General features: G+C 71.2%; 20 protein-coding genes. 10 read left to right on the top strand and 10 right to left on the bottom strand.

The window, feature by feature from the left end; translation table 11 throughout:
• Positions 1–43 precede the first annotated feature (43 nt).
• Both ACZ60M_RS23825 and ACZ60M_RS23820 read right to left on the bottom strand, forming a co-directional pair.
• A complete protein-coding gene (locus ACZ60M_RS23825) occupies positions 44–1087 on the bottom strand; it encodes an ABC transporter substrate-binding protein (protein WP_465421478.1) in 1044 nt (347 codons plus the stop codon).
• 159 nt (positions 1088–1246) lie between these two features.
• Positions 1247–2338, bottom strand: a complete 1092-nt coding sequence (locus tag ACZ60M_RS23820; RefSeq protein WP_465421476.1) for an ABC transporter substrate-binding protein — start codon at positions 2336–2338, stop codon at positions 1247–1249.
• Positions 2339–2434: 96 nt separating this feature from the next.
• Here ACZ60M_RS23820 and ACZ60M_RS23815 point away from each other — a divergent pair, with 96 nt between their 5' ends.
• The 3 genes from ACZ60M_RS23815 to ACZ60M_RS23805 are packed head-to-tail and all read left to right on the top strand — an operon-like array spanning position 2435 to position 5339.
• Positions 2435–3502, top strand: a complete 1068-nt coding sequence (locus ACZ60M_RS23815) for a FecCD family ABC transporter permease (RefSeq protein WP_465421474.1) — start codon at positions 2435–2437, stop codon at positions 3500–3502.
• Positions 3499–4545 (top strand): FecCD family ABC transporter permease, encoded by a 1047-nt coding sequence (locus ACZ60M_RS23810; protein WP_465421473.1) that lies wholly within the window; start codon positions 3499–3501, stop codon positions 4543–4545. The genes ACZ60M_RS23815 and ACZ60M_RS23810 overlap by 4 nt, the downstream gene beginning before the upstream one ends.
• Complete coding sequence (locus tag ACZ60M_RS23805; RefSeq protein WP_465421471.1) at positions 4542–5339, top strand: ABC transporter ATP-binding protein; 798 nt, start codon at positions 4542–4544, stop codon at positions 5337–5339. Before ACZ60M_RS23810 ends, ACZ60M_RS23805 begins: the two co-directional genes overlap by 4 nt.
• Here ACZ60M_RS23805 and ACZ60M_RS23800 read toward each other — a convergent pair.
• Both ACZ60M_RS23800 and ACZ60M_RS23795 read right to left on the bottom strand, forming a co-directional pair.
• Positions 5311–6462: a low temperature requirement protein A gene (locus ACZ60M_RS23800; protein WP_465421470.1), complete on the bottom strand. Its 1152-nt coding sequence runs from the start codon at positions 6460–6462 to the stop codon at positions 5311–5313. The two genes, ACZ60M_RS23805 and ACZ60M_RS23800, sit on opposite strands and share 29 nt — an antisense overlap.
• 42 nt (positions 6463–6504) lie before the next feature.
• The gene (locus ACZ60M_RS23795) at positions 6505–7707 is read right to left on the bottom strand and encodes an FAD-dependent monooxygenase (protein ID WP_465421468.1); all 1203 of its coding nucleotides are present in this window, start codon (positions 7705–7707) and stop codon (positions 6505–6507) included.
• 151 nt (positions 7708–7858) lie between these two features.
• On the opposite strand from ACZ60M_RS23795, the gene ACZ60M_RS23790 reads away from it, so the two are divergent.
• Positions 7859–8800 carry a helix-turn-helix transcriptional regulator gene (locus tag ACZ60M_RS23790; RefSeq protein ID WP_465421467.1) on the top strand — a complete coding sequence of 314 codons (942 nt, stop codon included), beginning with the start codon at positions 7859–7861 and terminating at the stop codon, positions 8798–8800.
• A 4-nt stretch (positions 8801–8804) separates the two neighbouring features.
• Here ACZ60M_RS23790 and ACZ60M_RS23785 read toward each other — a convergent pair whose 3' ends face one another.
• Both ACZ60M_RS23785 and ACZ60M_RS23780 read right to left on the bottom strand, forming a co-directional pair.
• Entirely contained in the window at positions 8805–10205 is a 1401-nt protein-coding gene (locus ACZ60M_RS23785) for a sensor histidine kinase (RefSeq protein ID WP_465421465.1), read from the bottom strand.
• A gap of 6 nt (positions 10206–10211) precedes the next feature.
• Positions 10212–10889: a response regulator transcription factor gene (locus ACZ60M_RS23780; RefSeq protein WP_465421464.1), complete on the bottom strand. Its 678-nt coding sequence runs from the start codon at positions 10887–10889 to the stop codon at positions 10212–10214.
• Positions 10890–11211: 322 nt separating this feature from the next.
• Between ACZ60M_RS23780 and ACZ60M_RS23775 the strand changes: the two genes are divergently transcribed.
• On the top strand, positions 11212–12045 hold the full coding sequence (locus tag ACZ60M_RS23775) for an SDR family oxidoreductase (protein WP_465421462.1): 834 nt from the start codon (positions 11212–11214) through the stop codon (positions 12043–12045).
• On the opposite strand, the gene ACZ60M_RS23770 is transcribed toward ACZ60M_RS23775, so the two are convergent.
• Genes ACZ60M_RS23770 through ACZ60M_RS23755 form a run of 4 tightly spaced genes read right to left on the bottom strand, consistent with a single transcriptional unit; the run spans position 12042 to position 15496 of the window.
• Positions 12042–12491 carry a hypothetical protein gene (locus tag ACZ60M_RS23770; protein WP_465421461.1) on the bottom strand — a complete coding sequence of 150 codons (450 nt, stop codon included), beginning with the start codon at positions 12489–12491 and terminating at the stop codon, positions 12042–12044. The genes ACZ60M_RS23775 and ACZ60M_RS23770 overlap by 4 nt on opposite strands.
• A 37-nt stretch (positions 12492–12528) precedes the next feature.
• The gene (locus ACZ60M_RS23765) at positions 12529–13746 is read right to left on the bottom strand and encodes an MFS transporter (protein ID WP_465421459.1); all 1218 of its coding nucleotides are present in this window, start codon (positions 13744–13746) and stop codon (positions 12529–12531) included.
• Positions 13743–14750 (bottom strand): S-adenosylmethionine:tRNA ribosyltransferase-isomerase, encoded by a 1008-nt coding sequence (locus ACZ60M_RS23760; protein WP_465421457.1) that lies wholly within the window; start codon positions 14748–14750, stop codon positions 13743–13745. Before ACZ60M_RS23760 ends, ACZ60M_RS23765 begins: the two co-directional genes overlap by 4 nt.
• Complete coding sequence (locus ACZ60M_RS23755) at positions 14747–15496, bottom strand: SDR family oxidoreductase (RefSeq protein ID WP_465421455.1); 750 nt, start codon at positions 15494–15496, stop codon at positions 14747–14749. Before ACZ60M_RS23755 ends, ACZ60M_RS23760 begins: the two co-directional genes overlap by 4 nt.
• Positions 15497–15619: 123 nt before the next feature.
• Here ACZ60M_RS23755 and ACZ60M_RS23750 point away from each other — a divergent pair, with 123 nt between their 5' ends.
• The 5 genes from ACZ60M_RS23750 to ACZ60M_RS23730 all read left to right on the top strand — a co-directional run bounded on the left by ACZ60M_RS23750 (position 15620) and on the right by ACZ60M_RS23730 (position 20079).
• The gene (locus ACZ60M_RS23750; protein WP_465421453.1) at positions 15620–16792 is read left to right on the top strand and encodes a GAF domain-containing sensor histidine kinase; all 1173 of its coding nucleotides are present in this window, start codon (positions 15620–15622) and stop codon (positions 16790–16792) included.
• Positions 16785–17405 (top strand): response regulator, encoded by a 621-nt coding sequence (locus tag ACZ60M_RS23745; protein ID WP_465421451.1) that lies wholly within the window; start codon positions 16785–16787, stop codon positions 17403–17405. The genes ACZ60M_RS23750 and ACZ60M_RS23745 overlap by 8 nt, the downstream gene beginning before the upstream one ends.
• A gap of 61 nt (positions 17406–17466) precedes the next feature.
• The gene (locus ACZ60M_RS23740) at positions 17467–18498 is read left to right on the top strand and encodes a hypothetical protein (protein WP_465421449.1); all 1032 of its coding nucleotides are present in this window, start codon (positions 17467–17469) and stop codon (positions 18496–18498) included.
• 63 nt (positions 18499–18561) lie between these two features.
• Positions 18562–19566 (top strand): hypothetical protein, encoded by a 1005-nt coding sequence (locus tag ACZ60M_RS23735; protein WP_465421447.1) that lies wholly within the window; start codon positions 18562–18564, stop codon positions 19564–19566.
• Positions 19567–19674: 108 nt separating this feature from the next.
• Positions 19675–20079 (top strand): hypothetical protein, encoded by a 405-nt coding sequence (locus ACZ60M_RS23730; RefSeq protein ID WP_465421445.1) that lies wholly within the window; start codon positions 19675–19677, stop codon positions 20077–20079.
• Positions 20080–20203: the final 124 nt, after the last annotated feature.

Here is a 20203-nt window from a genome sequence, read left to right as displayed (position 1 = left end):
GGATCAATTGATCCCGCCCCTTCTCACTTTGCAACTCAGGAATTTAGAACAGCTTCTTCGCGCCCTGGATCGCGGCGGCGAGGGCCTCGATCGAGGCGGCGGCGAGGCCGTAGGAGTACATCGGCTCGGCCTCCCAGCCGACGATCTGTCCTTCCTGGACGGCCGGGAGGGCCTGGAAGGTCGGGTACTCGGTCAGCTGCTCGGGCTGGAGCGACTGGACGCGGTTGTCCAGGAGCAGGACGTCGGCCTGGTACTTGTCGACGTTCTCCCAGGAGAGGAACTCGAAGTACGAGCCGGTGGCCGCGTCGAGCGCGTCGGGCACGATGATGTCGACGCCGAGCTCCAGGAAGAAGCGGGTGTCGTTGCCCATCAAGGGGCTCGAGGCGTAGAACGTGTCAGCGGCGGCGGCGCAGGCGAGGACCTTGACCGGGTTCGCGGCGGCGGCGGCCTTGAGGGCCTCCACAGCGGCGTCGTACCGCTCCTTGCTGGCCGCGTTGGTCTCGGAGTCGAGGTCGGCGCCGAGGGACTCGGCGAGCTCGGCGTGGCGGCCGATGACGGTGTCGAGGGTGTTCGACAGGCCCTCGTCGTTGGCGCTGAGCGCGACGACGGGCGCGAGGCTCGTGATGCTCTCGGCGCTCTCGGCGGGCACGTACCAGAGCGAGGCCGGGTCGATGTAGAAGTGGGTCATCATGACCTCGGGCCCGTAGGCGGCGTAGGCCTCGACGTCGAACTCGCCGTAGACGTTGCCGAAGACCTCGAGGTCGGCGACGGGGAGGTTCCCGGCCTGGGTGGTGGGGGAGCCGTCCTCGTTCGTAGTGGGGCCGTAGACGGCCGGGATCTCGATGCCGAAGTCGTACAGCGCGGCGGCCATGCCGGTGAACGCGACGATCTTGGTGGGGGTCGCTTCGAGCGAGGCGGTCTCGTCGCGGTCGTCGGTGAACTCCCAGGGGCCGGAGTCCTCGGTCTCGGTGTCGGACGAGGCGTCGTCGTTCCCGCACGCGGCGAGCACGCCGGTGAGTCCGAGGGCGCCGCCGCCCGTGAGCAGGCCGCGGCGGCCGAGCTTGACGCTGTCAGCATCGAAAGCCATGTGTTTCTCCTTCTTGAAGGGCAATTGAGGGCCGGAATCCGAACGGCTCGCGGACGCAGCCCGGCCGATCGCAGGTTAGGCTAACCTAATGAGATTCCGATCCCCTGAACTGGGGTCATGACGTGGCGTCAGCCACTGGCCCCGCGGCTAGGCGGTTGCTTAAGCGAGCGGCTGGGCGGCCGCGAGTCCTTCGGTGATCCGTTCCAGCTCAACGGCTCCGCCGATGTGCGAGTACACCGGCTCGCCGTTCCAGCGGTACACCTGCCCGGCCTCCACGGCCGGGAGCGCCGCCCAGGTCGGGTAGTCCGCGAGCAGCGTCTCGGGCGCGATGTTGCCGGTGCGGATGTCGAGGAAGATCGCGTCGGCCTCGTACTTGTCGATGTTCTCCCAGGACAGGAGCTCCCAGTACCCATTCTGGTCGGGATTGTCGGGCACGACGAAGTCGACGCCGAGTTCGACGCATTTCGAGAGCACGTTGAACGTGGGCGGGTTCGCGATGTACAGCCCGTCGGGCCACGCGCCGACCGCGACGACCTTGAGCGGCTTCTCGGCGACGGTCTCGGCCACGCCCCCGGCGGCGGCGCCGAAGCGCTCCACCCCGGCCGCGTTCTCCTCGGACTCCAGGTCCGCGCCGAGCGCCTTCGCAAGGGCCGCATGGCGGTCGATGATCTCATCGATGGTCGGCTTCGAGACCTCGATGCCGATGCCCGGCGCCAGCGCCTCGACCTCTTCGAGCCGCTCCTCAGGCACGAACCACAGGTCGAAGCCCTCGTAATAGTGCGAGACGACGAGCTGCGGGTTCAGCTGCGCGAACTTCTCGACGTCGAACTCGCCCCAGGCGTTGCCGAGGACCGTGAGGCCCTCGACGGGCATGCGCCCGGCCTGGATGTCGGGGGAGCCGTCGGCGAGCGTGGTCGGCCCGAACACGGCCGCGACCTCGACGCCGTAGTCGTACAGCGCGGCGGCGAGACCCGTGAAGGCCACCACGGTGGTCGGCGTGCTCTCCAGCTCGACCTCGGTCTGGTCGCGTTCGTCGAGGAACGAGAACGGACCCGAAGCGGCGGTGTCGCCCTCGGTCTGGGGCTCCTCCTCGGAGCCGCAGGCCGCGAGCAGCGAAGCGGCGCCGAGACCGCCGCCGGCGGCGAAGAGGCTGCGTCGGCTGAGAACGGAGAAGGAGAGTCGGCTGAGACCAGAGGAGGGGAATCGGGAGAGGCCAGCGGGGACGAGCATGAGGCGGGAGCGGAGTGGCACGGGGAACTCCTTCACAGGGGAAGCGACCATGGCGGGGGTGTCGCGGTTAGGTTAGCCTAAACAAAACCGCAGCCACTATCCCTCCGGAGACCGCACTTGTCAACCGCCCAAAGCGCCAGGGAGCAGGCCCCGGCGCTCGATTCGCCAAGGGACGCAACCGCTGCCGCGCCGCCCTCGCGCACGGCCCGCCGGGTCCTCGGCCTCCTCGTGCTCGTCGCGCTCCTGGCCGTCCTCGCGGTCCTCAGCGTCGCCGTCGGCTCCCGCGCGATGGACCTCGGCCAGGTCTGGGCCGGACTCACCGACGCGAACTCGGAGTCCTACCCGGTCGTGACCGAACTGCGCGTGCCCCGCACCGTGCTCGGCCTCGCCGCCGGTGCCGCCCTCGGCCTCGCCGGGGCGCTCATGCAGGCCATGACCCGCAACCCCCTCGCCGACCCCGGCCTCCTCGGCGTCAACACCGGTGCGGCCGCCGCCGTCGTCACCGCCTCCTACTTCATCGGGTCCATCGGCTTCTCCGGGACGGTCCTCTTCGCGTTCGCCGGTGCCGCGGTCGCCTCCGTCGCCGTCTACCTCATCGCCGGGGCCGCGGCCGCGACCCCCGCGCGGCTCGCGCTGGCCGGTGCCGCCGTCACGGCCGCCGGGTACGCGTACGTCTCGGCGATCCAGCTCATGGACGCGGCCACGCTCGACCAGATGCGGTTCTGGTCGGTCGGGTCGCTCGTGAACGCGCACGTCGCGCCCATGCTGCCGGTCGTGCTCCTCATCGGGATCGCGTCCGTGGTCGGCATCCTCCTCGCCCGCCCGCTCAACGCCCTCGCGCTGGGGGACGCGACCGCCACGGGCCTCGGCGTCGACCCGCGCGTGCTGCGCGTCGCCGGGATCGCCGCGATCACCGTCCTCGCCGGTACCGCCACCGCCGTGTGCGGTCCGATCGTGTTCGTCGGCCTCGTTGTGCCGCACGTGGTCCGGGCCTTCACCGGGCCCGACCAGAACTGGGTCCTGCCCTATTCGATGCTCTCGGGCGCGGCGTTCCTCATCGCCGCCGACGTCCTCGGCCGCGTCATCGCCCGCCCCGCCGAAGTGCAGGTCGGCATCGTCTGCGCCGTCGCGGGCGGCCCGTTCTTCCTCTACCTCGTGAGCCGCAGGAAGGTGGCCCGCCTGTGAGCACCTTGACCGACGGCTCCACCGTGGTCCGCCTGGGCGCAGGCTCGATCCGGGTCCGCCACCGCACGCTCGCGGCGATCCTCGGCTCCCTCGCCGTCCTCGCGTTCGTCGCCATCTGGTCCGCCGCGACCGGCTCGACCGCGCTCGGCCTCGAACGCACCTGGGCGGCCCTGCTCGACCAGGGCACCAAAGGCGACGAGTTCATCCTCTGGGAGCTGCGGTTCCCGCGCCTCGCCACCGCCCTCGGCGTCGGCGCGTGCATGGGCCTCTCGGGCGCGCTGTTCCAGAACCTCACCCGCAACCCCTTGGGCAGCCCCGACATCCTCGGCCTGACGCAGGGCGCGACCTCCGGGGCGCTCATCGCGATCGTCCTCACCGAAGCGACACTCGGCCTCACCGCCGGGTTCGCGGCGGTCGGCGCGCTCGCCACCGGCCTCCTCATCTGGGCCCTCACGCGCGGCGGCGACCCGTCCGGGTACCGGCTCGTGCTCGTCGGCATCGGCGTCTCGGCGATCCTCGCCGGAGTCAACGGCTACCTGCTCACCCGCACCAACACGATCGACGCGTTCCGCGCGGTCTACTGGCTCACCGGCGACCTCTCAGGCCGCGACAGGAGCCAGGCCTGGACCGCCGCGATCGTGTTCGCCGCAGGGATCATCGTCGTCATGTTCCTCTCGCGCGGCCTCGACGCCCTCCGCCTGGGCGAAGCGAGCGCTACCGGCCTCGGCGTGCACGTCACCCGCACCCGCGTCATCGCGCTCGTCACCGCCTCGGTCCTCACCGCCGGGGCCGTCTCGGTCGCCGGGCCGCTCGCGTTCGTCGCGCTCGCCGCCCCGCACATCGCGGCCCGCCTCACCGGCTCCGCCAGGAGCTTCACGCTCTCGGCCGTCATCGGCGCCCTCATCGTCACCGCCGCCGACATGATCGCCGTCGCCGGAGTCGGCGAACGCCAACTGCCCACAGGGGTCGTCACCGGCGTGGTCGGCGGCCTCTACCTCGTCTGGCTGCTCATCGCCCAACGCAAGAAGGAGGTCATGTCGTGACCGCTGGTCCGCTCGTAGTCCAGGACGCCACCATCGGCTACGGCCGCGTCGCCATCAGCGAAGGCCTCAACGTGGACATCCCCGAAGGGGAGTTCACCGTCATCCTCGGCCCCAACGCCTGCGGCAAGTCCACGCTGCTGAAAGCCCTGGCGCGCATGCTGAAACCCTCCGCCGGGCAGGTCCTCCTCGACGGGAAGGACATCCACTCCCAGCCCACCCGCGCCGTCGCGCGCCGCCTCGGCCTGCTCCCGCAGTCGCCGATCGCGCCCGACGGCATCACCGTCGCCGACCTCGTCGCGCGCGGCCGCTACCCCCACCAGGGCATCCTCAAGCAGTGGTCCGCCGAGGACGAACGCGTCGTCGCCGAGGCCATGGCCGCCACCGACATCAGCGAGCTCGCCTCGCGCGGCGTCGACGAGCTCTCCGGCGGCCAGCGCCAGCGCGTGTGGATCGCCATGGTCCTCGCCCAGCAGACGCCGCTGCTGCTCCTCGACGAGCCGACCACGTTCCTCGACATCACGCACCAGATCGAGGTCCTCGAACTGTGCGCGAAACTCCACCGCGAGGGCCGCACCCTCGTGGCCGTGCTCCACGACCTCAACCAGGCCGCCCGCTACGCCACGCACCTCATCGCGATGCGCGACGGCGCAGTGGTCGCCGAAGGCGCCCCGGCCGAGATCGTCACGGCCGACACGGTGCACAAGGTCTTCGACCTGCCGTGCCGGATCATCGACGACCCCGAGTCCGGGACGCCCCTGGTGATTCCTAAGGCGCTGTCTTCAGCGCCGCTTTAGCGAGCCTGCGTTCGATTTCAAGCCCCGCGACCAGGACGATCACGATGGCGCCCAACTGGAGCGCCGCGTTGACCAGACCGAGCGGGGCCACCGCGAGGACCGCTACGGCGAGGACCACGCGCTCCCAGGGCCGGGGCAGCGGCATCGAAAGCCGCAGCCCGGCCGTGCCGAGCAGGAACATCGCGACACCGCCCGACAGGAGCAGCGTCGAGGCGAGGTCGAGCGGTTCCATGGCGTGCCCGACGGCGTGCTTGAGCCCGGCGGCGGTGACGAGGATGCCGACGAGCACCGGGATGAACGCGTACGACAGGCCCACGAGGACCTTCCGCACCCGCTGCACCGCGTCCTTCGTGTGCGTGAGCACGTGCTCGGTGGCGGGGAGGTCGTGCACGAACAGCGACCACCACAGGCACGCGGCGATCGCGAGGCCGAGCACCGCCGCGACGAGCAGGTCCGCGTTCACCGGCAGGTCCTTCGCACCGATCCCGATGGCCACCACCGATTCGCCGAGCGCGACGATCACGACGAGGCCGTGCCGCTCGGTGATGTGGGCGGGGTGGAGGTTGAGGCCGCGCTGGCCGTGCCAGATCGGCACGGACCACACGATGACGGTGGCGAGGGCCCAGAACACGTAGCGCCACAGGCCTTCAGGGCCGATCTCGGCGGCGAAGACGGCGCCCGTCGCGGCGAGGTTCGCGATGAACACGGGCCCGAAGGACCGGGCGGCCTGCAGGTACATGAGGCCGTGGACGAGCACGACCGCGAGCAGGCCGACGGCGATCCAGATGCCGCCGCCGTGCTCGAACGCGACCGGCACGGCGAGGGCGATGACGAGCCACCCGGCCATGGCGCACAGGAGGAGGACGCGGCGGGCGGGGCGCTCGGGCGGGATCACGTTGGTGAGCCAGGAGTACCCGGCGTACATCCACCACAGGAACCCGAAGACGAGCACGGTCTGGAGCAGGCCGATGAGCGGGTCGTAGGCGATGATCGCGGTGAACTGGGCGACGGTGAAGACGAAGATGAGGTCGAAGAACAGCTCCAGCGTGGAGACGGGGAGGTCGTCCTCGTCGGGCACGGGGTTGATGCGTTCGACGAACCATGAGGGAAGGATGCGGGTCACGAGCGCCCACGTTAGCACGCGCCCGCGTCCTTCCCTCCGGGCTTATTGTCCGTATTCGGGCAGGTCGATGGCGGTGGCGGCCTTGTGGATCGCCTTCACGACGGGGGCCATGAGCCGGTCCTTGCCGGGCAGTTTCGAGGCGGCTTTGAGGAACCCCATCCCGAACCGCACCTGCGCGTCGCTGGCCATGACCATGCTCTTGACGTTCTTGGGCCCGAGCGCCTGGTTCGCCTCGGCGAACGGCCGCATCCGCTCCTCGTAGGCCTTGAAGGCCCGCTCGTGGCCGCCGTCCCGGGCGAGTTCGCCGGCGAGGACGTAGGCGCCGACGAGCGCGAGGCTGGTGCCCTGCCCCGAAGCGGCGGAAGCGCAGTGGGCGGCGTCGCCGAGGAGCACTGTGCGCCCTTGCGACCAGCGGGCCATGCGCACCTGCGCGAGCGGGTCGAGGTACAGGTCTGCGGCGTCGGCGGCCGCTTCGAGGAGCTTCGGGACCTCCCAGCCCTCGCCGGCGTAGGCCTCCCGCAGCACCTTGACCGGCGCGGCCGGGTCGTGCCGGTCGTATTCGAGTTCCTTTGCGGCCCAGAGGAACAGCGCGGTCGCGTGGTCGCTCCCGGCGGTGTGGTAGACGAGCGCGGTGCGCCCGGCGCCCACATAGGTCATCTCGCAGCGGTCGAGGCCCAGCGTGTTGGGGACGCTGCACGAAGCGACGCCGTAGCCGAGGCTCACGACGTAGTCCTCCTCGGGGCCGAAGGCGCTCTTGCGGGTCCGGGAGTGGAGGCCGTCGGCGCCCGCGACGAGGTCGAACCGCTCGCTTCGGCCGCTCTCGAAGACGACGTCCACGCCGTCGGTGTCCTGCTCCAGCGACGCGATCGAGTCGCCGAACCGGTATTCGACGGTGTCGGCGGTGAGCCCGTAGACGAGCTGGGCGAGCGCGCCCCTGTGGATCTCGGCGTCGCCGTGGACGCGCCCGCCGAACGAGTCGGCGTCCATCGCGGCGGCCTTGCGGCCCTTGGCGTCGACGATGAACGCCTGCTGCATGTCGGTGCGGGCCTCGCGGACCGCGTCGAGGACGCCCATGCGCTCGACGACGGGGAGTGCCGCACCCCTGATGTCGATCTTGTAGCCGCCGGGCCGCAGCTCCGGGGCGCGTTCGACCACGACCGGCTCGAAACCGTTGCGGTGCAGCCAATAGGCGAGGGTGGTACCGGCGATCCCGGCACCGGAGACGAGGACGCGTTGTGCAGGCATGAGGGAAGGGGCTCCGATCGGGAAGGGCGCGCGGCCCGGGGCGGCCGACCCCTCGATCCTATGCGGACCGGGCGCTGAAGTCACTGGTCAGGGCTGGCAGGAACCTGTTCCGGGCGTGCAGCTTCCTGAAGGGCCGCGATAGCATCGCGCTGTGACGCTCCAGAGTTTCGGGTTGTCGGCGCGCGACGAGCAGGTCTGGCGGCGCCTCCTCCGCTCGCCCGGCGTGCGGGCCGACGAGGTGGACCGGGAGCTCGGCTCCGGGGCCGCCGCGAGCCTTTCCCGCTTGGCGGACAAGGGCATCCTGCACATGGACGAGGACGGGCGCTGCCGCCCGGCCGACCCGGGCGCCGCGTTCGACCGGCTGGTGGCGCAGCGCCTGGCGGAGGTCGGCGAGGAGCTGCGCGGGATCGCCTCGGCGGGCGCGGTGCTCCCGGGCCTGCTCACCGAGCACCGCGAGGCGGCCGCGATCGAGTCGGTGGACCGGCTCGACGGGGTCGAGGCGACGCAGCTGCGGGTCCTGGAGATCAGCGCGAGCGCCCGCGAGGTGCTGGCGATGCACGGCCCCGAGGAGTTCGCGGAGCGCGAGGAGGTCACCGCGCACACCTTGCGGCGCTTGCGTTCCGACGTGGTCTACCGGACGATCGTGCACCGCTCGATGCTCGACTCCGCGCCGTACGCGGCCCGCGTGCACCGCCTGCACGAGGCCGGGGACCGCCACCGGGTCTCCGACGCGGTGCTGCGGAACGTCCTGATCTACGACCGGGCGGTCGCGTTCGTGCGGATCGACCCGGCCGACCAGCGCGCGGGCGCCTACATGGTCCGCCAGCCGGGCATGGTCGCGAGCCTGGCCGACTACTTCGAGCTGGCGTGGAACGCCGCGGCCGACCTGGTGCCGGTGCCGGACGGGCCGGACGCGACCGAGCGGCGCGTGCTCGAACTGCTCACCGCGCACGGCAAGGACGAGGCGGCGGCGCGGGCCATGGGCGTCTCGGTCCGCACGTTCCGCCGCCATGTCGCGGACCTGATGGCCCGCCTGGGCGCGGCCAACCGCTGCCACCTGGGCGTGCTGGCCGCGCGGCGCGGCTGGCTCTGACCCGCTATTCGAGGCGGGCCACGGGCAGCCGCACCTCGATCGCGGTGCCTTCCCCCGGATCGCTGTCGAGGCGGATCTCGCCGCCGTGCGCGGCCACGATCGAGGACACGATGGAGAGCCCGAGACCGGAGCCGCCGGTGGCGCGCGACCGCGACGGGTCGGCCCGGTAGAACCGGTCGAAGACCTTCTGGCGGTGCTCGGCCGGGATGCCGGGGCCGTGGTCGGCGACGCGCAGGACCGCCCACCCGGCGTTCTCGGCGACCGAGACGTCGATGGCGGTGCCCTGCGGGGTGTGGACGCGGGCGTTCGTCAAGAGGTTCACGAGCACCTGCCGCAGCTGGCCCTCGTTCGCGACCACGGTGATCGGTTGGCGCGCACTGAGTCTGATCGGGTGCGTCGAGGCGGCGACCTCGGCGTCGTCCACAGCGTCCTGCGCGAGCTGGGTGAGCTCGACCAGCTCGCGGTCGCCGCCCACCTCCTCGTCCAGGCGCGACAGGACCATGAGGTCGTCGACGAGTTTCGCCAGGCGCGCGTTCTCGCTGCCGATGCGGCTCATGGCCCGGTCCAGCTTCTCGCCCTGGGGCGTGGCCCCGGACTCGTAGAGCTGGACGTAGCCGCCGATGGCCGTGAGCGGGGTGCGCAGTTCGTGCCCGGCGTCGGCCACGAACTGGCGCAGCCGCTCGTGCTGGCGGTCGCGCTGCGTGATGGCGTCCGTGAGGCGCGAGACCATCCGGTTGAGCGCCAACGACAAGCGGCCCATCTCGGTGCGCGGGTCGGCGGCGGTGATGCGGTGGTCGAGGTTTCCGGAGGCGACGTGCTCGGCGTCGGCGACCATGTGGTCGACCACGCGCAGCCCGCGCCGGGTGATGATCCAGGCGGTGAGGATGCCGATGGCGGCGACGACCAGTCCGGTGATGACGACCGTGCTCGTCAGCGTCGAGATCGAGGACTGCACCTCGGTGAGCGGGGTGGCCACGACGAAGGTGACGACGGCGCCGGAGACCGTGTCGTAGTCGTGCGCGTAGGCCCGGTAGGTGACCGAGCCGTCGTCCGATTCGACGGTGAAGTACTGGCCCGAGGCCGGGTTGGTGGCGATGTCCGGCATCGCGAGCGGGTCCGAGGCCGTGCCGGCCTGCTTCTGCATCTGCAGCTCGCCCGAGGCGTCGAACAGCATGAAGGCGTAGGGGGAGGCGATCTCGGGGCCGTCGGCGTCCTGGGTGTCCTCCTCGCCGGCGGTGGCGAGCCACTGGTTGATGTTCGGCGGGCTCGCGACCTTGGCGAGCTGCTCGTCCACCTGGTGCGTGAGCTTGTCGGAGACGATCTGGACCGTCACGAAGCCGATGACCGCCACGGCCACGATGAGCAGGACCGCCATGGCCGCGGCGATCTTGGTGCGGATTGCCATGGGGGCCTACTCCTGCGGCGGGCGCAGCATGTAGCCGACGCCGCGGACGGTGTGGATGAGCCGCGGGCCGAGCTTGTCGAGCTTGCGGCGCAGGTAGAACACGTACGTCTCGGCGAGGCTCGAATCGGTCTCGAAGTCGTAGCCCCAGACCTGGCGCAGCAGCTCCGATTTGGACACCACGCGGCCGGTGTTCGCCGCGAGGTAGCGCAGGAGCCGGAACTCGGTGGGGGACAGGTCGACCGTCTTGCCGTCGCGGGTCACCTGGTGGGCCGCGAGGTCGAGGATGAGGTCGGCCACGGCGACCGTGTCGCCGCCGCGCGAGGAGGCCGACTCCTTGCCGATCGTGCGTCGCAGCACCGCCGAGACGCGCAGGGAGAGCTCTTCGAGCCGGAACGGCTTCATCAGGTAGTCGTCGCCGCCGGAGCCGAACCCGTCGCGCAGGTCGTCGGGGGCGGTCCGGGCGGTCAGGAAGATGATCGGCGTCTCGTCGCCCGAGGCCCGCATCCGGTCGGCGACGCCGAAGCCGTCGAGGCCGGGCATGTTGACGTCCAAGATGACGAGGTCCGGGCGCACCTTCTCGAGCGAGGCCAGCGCCTCGGTGCCCGAGCGGGCGGCGGTGACGTCGTAGCCCTGGAAGGAGAGGGCTTCGACCAGCAGGTCGGCCAGGCTCTCCTCGTCATCCACTACGAGAAGGCGCGCCGGGGACCCGTCGCCCCGGAGCGGCACCGCTGGCGGTGTAGCCCCGGCTGGCCCGCTGGTCGAAGTCATCCACCGCTCCTCAGTACTCGTGCCGGGCCCTGGTCGGTTGCCCGCGCTCGCGTTTCGTTCGGCCAGCTTATGGCACCCTTCAGGCGCCTGAAAGGGTTAGCGACCGTTTCCAGGGGAGTTCTGGACGGGCTCTCAGCTGGCATTCAGCTACGGATCGGAGTGTCGTGCCGAGCGGGCTACCGTCAGAAGTTACTGACTAGTAGTATTCGGGTGACACCGAACACTTGGAGGCAGAGCAATGGAGCCAGCAACCATGTCGAACCTGAACGGCAGGGCCGCGTTCGTCACCGGCGCCAGCCGAGGCATCGGCGCGGCCATCGCCGTCGCGCTCGGCGCGGCCGGGGTCAAGGTGGCGCTGTTCGCCAAGACCGGCGAACCCCACCCGAAGCTCCCCGGGACCCTCTACGAGACCGCGAAGCTCATCGAGGACGCGGGCGGCCAGGCCCTCCCCATCGTGGGCGACCTGCGCGACGCCGAAGCCGTAGGCGAAGCGGTCGACACCGCCGCCGCCGCGTTCGGCGGGCTCGACATCTGCGTCAACAACGCCTCCGCGCTCGACCTCACCGGCATCGGCGAGCTCAGCCTGAAGAAGTTCGACCTGATCGCGGGCGTGAACCTGCGCGGCACCTTCGCGACCATCAGCGCCGCCCTGCCGTACCTGCGCGGCTCCGACCACGCCCACCTGCTCACCGTCAGCCCGCCGCTGAACACCGACCCGAAGTGGTTCGCGGGCGGCCCCTACACGGCCACCAAGTACGGCATGACGATCATGACCCTCGGTGCCGCCGAGACCGAGCCGGGCGTCGCCGCGAACTGCCTGTGGCCCAAGACGACCATCGCCACCGCCGCCGTCGCGTTCGCCCTCGGCGGGCAGCCGATGATCGACCGCAGCCGCAAGCCCGAGATCGTGGCCGACGCGGCGCTGGCGATCCTCGCGAAGGACCCGAAGGACTACACCGGCAACGCCGTCATGGTCGAGGACGTCCTCGCCGCCGAGGGCGTCACGGACCTGTCCGGTTACGCGGTCGTCCCGGGCCAGGAGGACTTCCAGCCCGACATCTACGTCGACTAGCGGGCCTGGCCCCGGTCCTCGTCGGTCATGTACTCCTGCGCGGTGTCCCGCTCCTTGCGAGCGGCCCTGACCTGCGCGGGAACCCCGGCGAGGACCACCACTGCGAGCGCCGCGAGCACGCCCGCCGCGATCACGGCGGGCACCGACCAGCCCGTCTCGCGCACCTCGAACTCGCCGAACTCGACGCACGCGCCGGTGACGGTCTCGCCGTCCGGCCCGGTGCTCTCGCACACCGCCGACGCGCCGACCTCCTCGCCCTCGTAGACGAGCACCCGCTCCTCGCCCGGCAGCGCCACGATGAACAGCAGCACCGCCAGCGCCAGGGTCACCACCACGCTGAAGATGGCGACTCCCGGCGTATCGGGTACCAACCGCCGCTTCCGCTTGGCACCGCCCCCGAGCCCGAAATCGGCCTCGGAGAACCCACGCCCGTTCCCATTCCTCACGCCCCGATCGTACTGCCGTGAATCGGCGGCCCGTCCTTCACGACAGGGCACCGGCGGGTGCGGTGTAGGCCGCGCGGGCGCGGCGGCCCGCCAGGAACCACCAGGCGACGCCGGTTGCCGCAGCGAGGAGCCCGGCGGCGATGCCGAGGGTGGTGGGGGCGAACCAGCCGAGGGCTGCGCCGAGCGCGGCCAGTGAGAGGCGGGCGGTCGCGTTGTAGGTGGTCACGTGGATGGAGGTGACACGGCCGCGGAACTCGGCGGGGACGGTCTCGAGGAGGATCGTCGTGTCGAGGGCGATGACGAACCCGCTGGCGAGGCGCATCACCGCAAGGCACGCCAGGGCTCCGGCCAGACCGGGAGCGGCGAAGAAGCCCGCCCACGTGAGGCCTTGCGCCGCATAGCAGGCCGCCCACACCGGCAGGTGCGCCGAGCGGCGCAGCCGCCCCGCCAGGACCGTCCCGGCCAGGACCGCGAGGCCGTCGCAGACGAACACCAGTGCCACGGTCACCGCGTCGCCGCCGAGGCCGCCGACGACGTGGCCGCTGAGCATCACCGTGTAGCCGCCGCCGATGAAGCCCCAGGCGATCCCGATCCAGATCACCGACCGGGCGAGCGGATACCGGCGCGTCGCGCCGAACCCCTCGCGCAGGCCGGTCGCGAACGAGCGCAGCCGGGTGCCGACGCGCTCGCCGCCGGGGCCCGCGACCGGCGCCGCTGCCGGGACCCGCGACAGGACCGCACCGCCGCACGCGATGAGCACCGCGGAGCCGCCGATCGCCGCCACCGGCGACCAGGCCGAGACCAGGCCCGCGCCCGTCGCGCCGACGATCGTCATGATCCCGCCGAGCGACCCGAATGCCGCGTTCGCCCTCTGGCGCGACTCGGGCTCGACGAGCCCGTACAGCCACTGCTGCCGGGCCGCGGGCCAGAACGCCATCGCGAAACTCTGCGCCGCATAGCAACCCGCCAGTACCACCAGGCTCCCCGTCCGGGCCCCGACCGCCATCCCGGCGACCGCGGCCGCCTGCGCGGCCACCGTCCACAAGAGCAGCGGTCGCAGCCGCACCCGGTCGGCGGCCAGGCCAGCGACCGGTGTCAGCAGCAGCGCGGGCAGGACCCCGGCGAGCTGGACGGCGGCCAGCGCCGCCGTCCCGGCCGCGTCGATGACATAGAGCGCGACGCTGATCTGGAGCATCCAGAACGCCGCCGAGAGGCAGGCCGCGGCCGACCACAGCAGCCGCACCTCGCGGCTCACGCGATCAGGTGGACGTCGCCGAACTCGTGCCACAGGTACCGCGACTCGATCGCCGCCGCGTACGAGTCGCGAAGCAGCCCCGAGTCGACGATGGCCTCCAGCATCGACAGGTGCGTGGACCGGGGCTCGTGGAACCCCGTGAGCAGGCCGTCGACGACCTGGACCGGGTTCGCGGGGGAGATGATCCGGTCGGTGTAGCCCGAGGCCGCCCGGACCTTCCCGTCCACGACCGCGCTCTCCAGCGCCCGCACCGCGGTCGTGCCGACGGCGATGACCCGACCACCGGAGTCCTTGGCGGCGTTGACGTTCCGGGCCGTGTATGCGCCGACCTCGAACCACTCGGGGTACGGGTCCTCGTCGCTTTCCAGCGACGCGACGCCCGTGTGCAGCGTGATCGGGGCGATCCCGACCCCGGCTGAGACCAGGCGGGTGACGATCTCCGGCGTGAATGGCCTTGCCGCACTCGGCATCTCGGCCGAGCCGGGCACCGTGGCGAACGCGGTCTGGTAGGCGTGCAGCGGCCAGGACCGGTCCACGTAGGAGTACCGGATCGGTTTGCCGTGCCGCGCCAGGTACTCCGGGACGGACTCGATCGCGGGCCGGGTCACCCACAGCCGCTTGCCGAACCGCCGCTCCAGGCGCAGCGCCGCCTTGCCCGGGAGGTCCACGATCCGGCCGGGCACCTCGCCCAGGAACGGCTTGTCGCGGTCGCGCAGCTCCACCAGCCAGGACCCGTCGGGGCGCGTCGAGGAGAAGTGGACGCGCAGGCCCTGCCGGGTCGGCACGGCCGCCGGGAGGGTCGCCGAGTTGTTGACCACGAGCAGGTCGCCGGGGCGGACGAGCGCGGGCAGGTCGTCGAAGCGCCGGTGCCGGATGTCGCCGTTCGCCTTGTCCGACACGAGGAGCCGCACGTCGGAGCGGGCGGTCCCGCGCGTCTCGGCGGGTTCGACCGCCTCCAGGGCGGCGTCGAGGGCGAAGTCGAAGGGGGTGGTCAACGTGCTCACGCCCTGGCCTCCTCATGGGTGTGGCTGTGCAGTTTGTCGAAGTCGCGGGCCGCGTACCGGCCGCTCTCGGGGGCCTTCCAGTCGCAGGTGCACCAGCGGGCGCCGACGAGCGAGTAGATCGCGGCCGCCGCGAGCGCGGGCGGGTCGGCTTCGGCGGCGTCGGCCTCGCCGACCGCGTCCGCGAGCATCGCGGTGGACATCTCGCCCGGGTCCAGGGCCCAGACCGCGATAGCCGGCTCTTCGGCGGCGAGCACGTTCGACAGCTGGTCGAGCGCGGCCTTCGTCGACCCGTACGGGCCCCACGTCGCGTACGGCCCGGTCGCGGCGTCCGAGGAGATGTTGACGATCGCGCCGCCGCGCTCCCGCAGCGACGGCAGTGCGAGCTGCGCCAGGCTGATCGGCGCCCACACGTTCATCTCGAACAGGCGCGGCCACGCCGTCAGGTCCGCTTCGGCGAGGCGCGGCAGCGGGACCTCGCCCAGGGTGGAGGCGTTGTTGACGAGCAGGTCGAGCCTGCCGTCGGCCATGGCCACGAGCGCCCGCCGGTGCACGGCGTCGGTCACGTCCCCGGCCAGATACCGCGCGCCGAGACGCTCGGCGACGCGCTGCAACCGCTCTTCCCCTCGGGCGGTGAGGATCAGGTTCCAGCCCGAGGCGGCCAGGCGCTCGGCCAGGGCCTCGCCGAGGCCCGCGGAGGCCCCGGTGACGATGGCGGTGCGGTCGTCCACTTGCGGTGCTTCACTCATGGCCTCACGCTATTTCCGGCGCGGGCCGGGCGCATCGGGCCGAGGTCGCGGTCGCGACTGCGGCGCAGGTCCTAGGACCAGCGACCGAGGCCCGGACGCCGCCGCGTCGACTACATTGGCAGCGTGACCGCCTCTTCAACTGGACCTTCGGCAAGAGCGACCGCGCTGCTGCACGAGGTGTCGGCGGCCGTCGGCGCGATCACCCGGCACCTGTCCGTGCACCAGGTGCTCGAGGTGATCGTCTCCTCGGCCCGGCGCCTCGTCGGCGCCGACTACGCCGCCATCGGCATCCCCGACGACGAAGGCGGGTTCGCCGAGTTCATCACCGACGGCATCGGCGAGGAGCAGCGCCTCAAGATCGGCCCGCTGCCGCGCCAGCACGGGATGCTCGCCGCGATCCTCGCCGAGAGCGAACCGATCCGCCTCGACGACCTGCGCCGCGACCCGCGCTTCCAGTGGTGGCCGAAGGCCCACCCGAGCATGGGCGCGCTGCTGGGCGTCCCGATCCAGGAGTGCGGGCGGACCCTCGGGATCGTGGTGCTCACCAACGACATCGGCAGGTCCGGTTTCAGTGCGGCCGACACTGAGCTGATCGAACTGCTCGCCTCGCACGCGGCCATCGCGATCACCAACGCCCGCCTGTACGAGCGCAGCCGCGAACTCACCGTCGTCGAGGAGCGCAACCGGCTCGCCCGCGAACTCCACGACGCGGTCATGCAGCGCCTGTTCTCCCTGCGGCTCTCCGCCCGCGCCGCCCGCAAGCTCGCCCCGACCGACCCCGAGGCCGCCGCGTGCCGCCTCGCCGAGGTCGAGACCCTCGCCGCCGAGGCCATCGCCGAGCTGCGCGCCGTGATCGTCGAGCTCCGGCCCGCCGACCTCGACGCGCACGGCCTGGTCGAGACCCTGCGGCGCCACGTGAACCTCCTCGACCGCCTGTACGACACCGAGGTCACATTCGAAGTCCGGTCCCCTGTGGACCTCTCCCGGGACGGCGAGGTCGAAGTGCTCCGGCTCGTCCAGGAGGCCCTGAGCAACGCGTTCCGGCACGCCCGCGCCCGCCACGTCGCCGTGACCGTCGAGTCCGAGCGCATCACCATCGCCGACGACGGCGACGGCTTCGACGCCGCCGAGGCCGCCACGCGCGGCCTCGGCCTCCTCTCGATGCGCGAGCGCGCCAAGGCACTCGGCGGCGACCTCGTCCTGAAGACCGCCCCGGGCGAAGGCACCGTGGTCACCCTCGAACTCGACTCTGACACCACCACTCTCAACACCGCTGAGGAGGCCGACCGTGGCTGAGATCCGGCTCCTCCTCGTCGACGACCACCCCGTCGTCCGCCGCGGCCTGCGCGGCTACCTCGAACTCGAACCCGACTTCACCGTCGTCGGCGAAGCGGGCGACGGCGAGGAAGCATTGCGCGCCATCGAGGAGACCCGCCCCGACGTGGTCCTCCTCGACCTCAAGATGCCCGGACTCGACGGCCAAGGCGTGCTCGAACGCCTCGACCAAGACGCACCGCGCATCCTCGTCCTCACCTCCGCGACGGACGCCGAACGCGTCCCCAACGCCATCACCGCGGGCGCGGCCGGGTTCGTGTACAAGGACATCGACCCCGACGCGCTCGCCAGCGCGATCCGCACCGTCCACGCCGGACAACTCCTCCTCGCACCGGTCGCCATGCGCGGCTTGATGAACGGCAACGGCAGCACCACCTCGGCCCCGTCCCTGACCCCGCGCGAGAGCCAGGTCCTCGGCCTGATCGCCAAGGGCCAGACCAACCGCCAGATCGCCCGTGGCCTCGGCGTCTCGGAGAAGACCGTGAAGACCCACGTCACGAACCTGCTCCGCCGCATCGGCGCCGCCGACCGCACCCAGGCCGCCCTCTGGGCGGTTCGCCACGGTATCGGCTGAACTGCATATCGTGACCGTCTATTGAGTCATCACCCATGGTGATCATTTAAGGTCCCGTCGTGTGCCCCCATCACACAACATCACAGCGAAACCCCTCGTCACCCTGGCGGCCCTGGCCCTCACCGCCACCGGCTGCTCCTCGATCCCCTTCCTCGACCGGACCGAGACCCACGAGCTCGTCACAGGCGCCACCGACACCGCCTGGTGCGGCAACGGCGACGAATCCTGGCTCCTCGGCGGTGACGCCGACCTCACCGGCCCGCACTTCGGACTCTCCATCCTCTGCCACTTCGACGGCGCCGAGATGCCTGCGGAAGCCGCCGAGCACGCGACCGAACTCGCCGACCTCCCGAAACTCGCCGACGGCATCGAGATCCTGATCAACCAGATCGCCCTGGGCCCCAACTACTCCGCCGAAGTCGCGGAAGACCCCGCCCAGGTCGCGGCCTGGATCGAGTCCGGCGACGAACGCTTCGACCTCGACACGCTCCCCGCGCCCGGCAGCTTCATCGCCCTCACCGTCCCCTCCGGCGACACCGCCGTCCTCTGGATCGAAGACGACGGCCGAGTCCAAGGCCTCGACCTCCGCACCGGTGACCAGGTTGACCCCGTCGCCGCCTACTACAACGGGCTCTCCACCGACCTCGTCCAGGGCGAGGAGTTCGTCTCGAACGAGGTCACGGTCGAGAACGGCAGCGACGCCTGGGAACTGACATGCACCAGCGAGCGCCTCAGCGGCGACCGGAACCTCTGGCGCGAGGAGACCGGCTGGGCCCCTGAAGGATCGGTCTTCCTCGAAGTTCAGATGGAATGGTGCACGTTCGACAACCTCAGGTGGCACCTCGACCCGGACGGCGTGCTCACCGCGATCGTCGGCGACACCGAGTCCGCCCCGCTCTCCTGGACCGAGGGCGAGGGCACCCACGAGGAAGTGCTCTACATCGCGGTGTTCGAGATCCCGGCCGACGCCGCATCGGTCACGCTCCGGCTCAACCCGGTGGGCAACGTCGAAGACCTGGTCGGCGACGACGACTACGTCTTCCGCGACACCCCTGCGGCCATCGAGCGCGAACTCGCCTTCTCGCCCCTCTAACCGATCGACCTGCCCGGCGGCGTCCCCGAACGCCGCCGAACGCCGTCGCCCCAAGGAATCCCCATGCCCCGCATCCTCACCCTCGCCGCCCTACCCCTCCTCGCAGCAGCAGCCCTCACCACCACAGCCAGCGCCGACCCCGCCTCATTCCTCCGCACCGGGCCCTACGAGCTGATAGTCGGCACCCCCGGCGATTCTTGGTGCGAGGAAGGCGATGCTGCCAGCACGCTTGCCGAGCCCGCGGACCTGCGCGGTGCGCACTTCGCGTTCTCGCTCGAGTGCCTCTTCAGTGCGCTTGAGATCCCCGAGCATCTCGCCGCATCGGTTCCCGCCCTGAAAAACGTGCCGCGCACGCAGGACGGCACCGAGTTCATTTTCGCTCAGTTGGCGATGTCGGGGGAGTACAGCGCCGAGTACACGGGCGAACCCGCTTCGCTCATTTCGTGGATTCAGGTAGCAGACGAGCGAATCGATCTGCTCGCCGCGCCCAACCGCAACAGCTACTACGCCGTCAGTGCGCCCGTCGACGAACCTGCGGTCCTCTGGGTCCGCGACTCCGGCCGGGACCAGGGCATCGACCTGCGCACCGGTGAGCGGGTCGATCCAGTGAACGCGTATTACAACGGGTTGGCGCTGCGCTCGTTCGATTTCGGCGGATACGACACTGAGGAGGTCGACCTCCTCAACGGTCGGTACTCCGGCTGGATCAGGTGCAGGACCGAATTCTCCGAGGCGACCCGTGCCGTCTGGCTGGAGGACCAGGGCTGGGCCGAGCCCGGCACGGTGTTCCTGGAGGTGAGGACCAATTGGTGCGTGGAGGGCGACAGTTTGACGTGGGAGCTGGACCAGGCGAAGGCATTCACTGTCGACGGTGAGGCCCCGGTGTCGTGGACCGCGATCGAGTCAAGCCCACGCTGGGACCAATTGACATTGCTCTTCGTGATCCCGGAAGACGCCCCCGAAGCCACGATCGACTTCAGCCCGGTCGGCACCATCGAAATCAAGGAGAACGGCATGGAGATGTACGCGACCAAGCTCCCGAACTTCGCTTGGGAGGCATCCTTCTAACGGGTCTACGTCGAGGTGCTTAGGCGGGAATCCGTTCAGGTGCTGATGCGGGGGAGTGCTTGCTGCGCACACCATTGGGGTATCAACGCTTTCGCAGAGGAGCCCGCCATGAACCTCAAGCACGCCTGGACCCGCCCCGAAACCGTCGCCGTCGCCGGACTGCTCACGAGCGCCGCCGGGATCGGCGTCCTGTGGGCCGCCGGTCTCGACTTCCCGTTCTATCCGCCGCCCGGGATGCTCATCATGACCAGCGGCGCGCTGGCCTTCGCTCTGATGCGGCCCCGGTTGCGGTGGGCGGCGCTCGTTCCCGCGCTGCTCGGGCTGTCCGGTGTGGTCGGCTTCGTGATGGAGGCGGTCGTCGGCGGCGCCGTCGGGCTCGAGAACCTGACCGGCGGGGCCGGAACCGCGGCGGTCTTCGGGCAAGGGCTGCAGCAGCTCGGTGTCATCGTCGCCTGCGTCGCCGGGATCGCCGCGTTCCGGGGCCGCCCCGTTCCCGACGGGCACCCGGCCTGAACGGAGAACGGCATCGGGGGGGGGGGGGGGGGGGGGGGGAGGGGGGAGGGGGGAGGGGGGGAGGGGGGGGGGGGGGGTGGGGGGTGGTTTGTGGGGGGGGGGGGTTTTGTTGTGTGTGGGGGTT

This window comes from Glycomyces sp. NPDC050141, assembly GCF_055586545.1.
Note: the sequence above shows the minus strand (reverse complement) of the source record. Positions and strands in the feature narration are given on the sequence as shown.

Excerpts from the sequence above, each read along its gene's own strand:
- ACZ60M_RS23795 (WP_465421468.1), bottom strand. The coding sequence starts at position 7,707 with ATGCCTGCACAACGCGTCCTCGTCTCCGGTGCCGGGATCGCCGGTACC.
- ACZ60M_RS23730 (WP_465421445.1), top strand. The coding sequence starts at position 19,675 with ATGAACCTCAAGCACGCCTGGACCCGCCCCGAAACCGTCGCCGTCGCC.
- ACZ60M_RS23735 (WP_465421447.1), top strand. The coding sequence starts at position 18,562 with ATGCCCCGCATCCTCACCCTCGCCGCCCTACCCCTCCTCGCAGCAGCA.
- ACZ60M_RS23785 (WP_465421465.1), bottom strand. The coding sequence starts at position 10,205 with ATGGCAATCCGCACCAAGATCGCCGCGGCCATGGCGGTCCTGCTCATC.
- ACZ60M_RS23755 (WP_465421455.1), bottom strand. The coding sequence starts at position 15,496 with ATGAGTGAAGCACCGCAAGTGGACGACCGCACCGCCATCGTCACCGGG.
- ACZ60M_RS23775 (WP_465421462.1), top strand. The coding sequence starts at position 11,212 with ATGGAGCCAGCAACCATGTCGAACCTGAACGGCAGGGCCGCGTTCGTC.
- ACZ60M_RS23825 (WP_465421478.1), bottom strand. The coding sequence starts at position 1,087 with ATGGCTTTCGATGCTGACAGCGTCAAGCTCGGCCGCCGCGGCCTGCTC.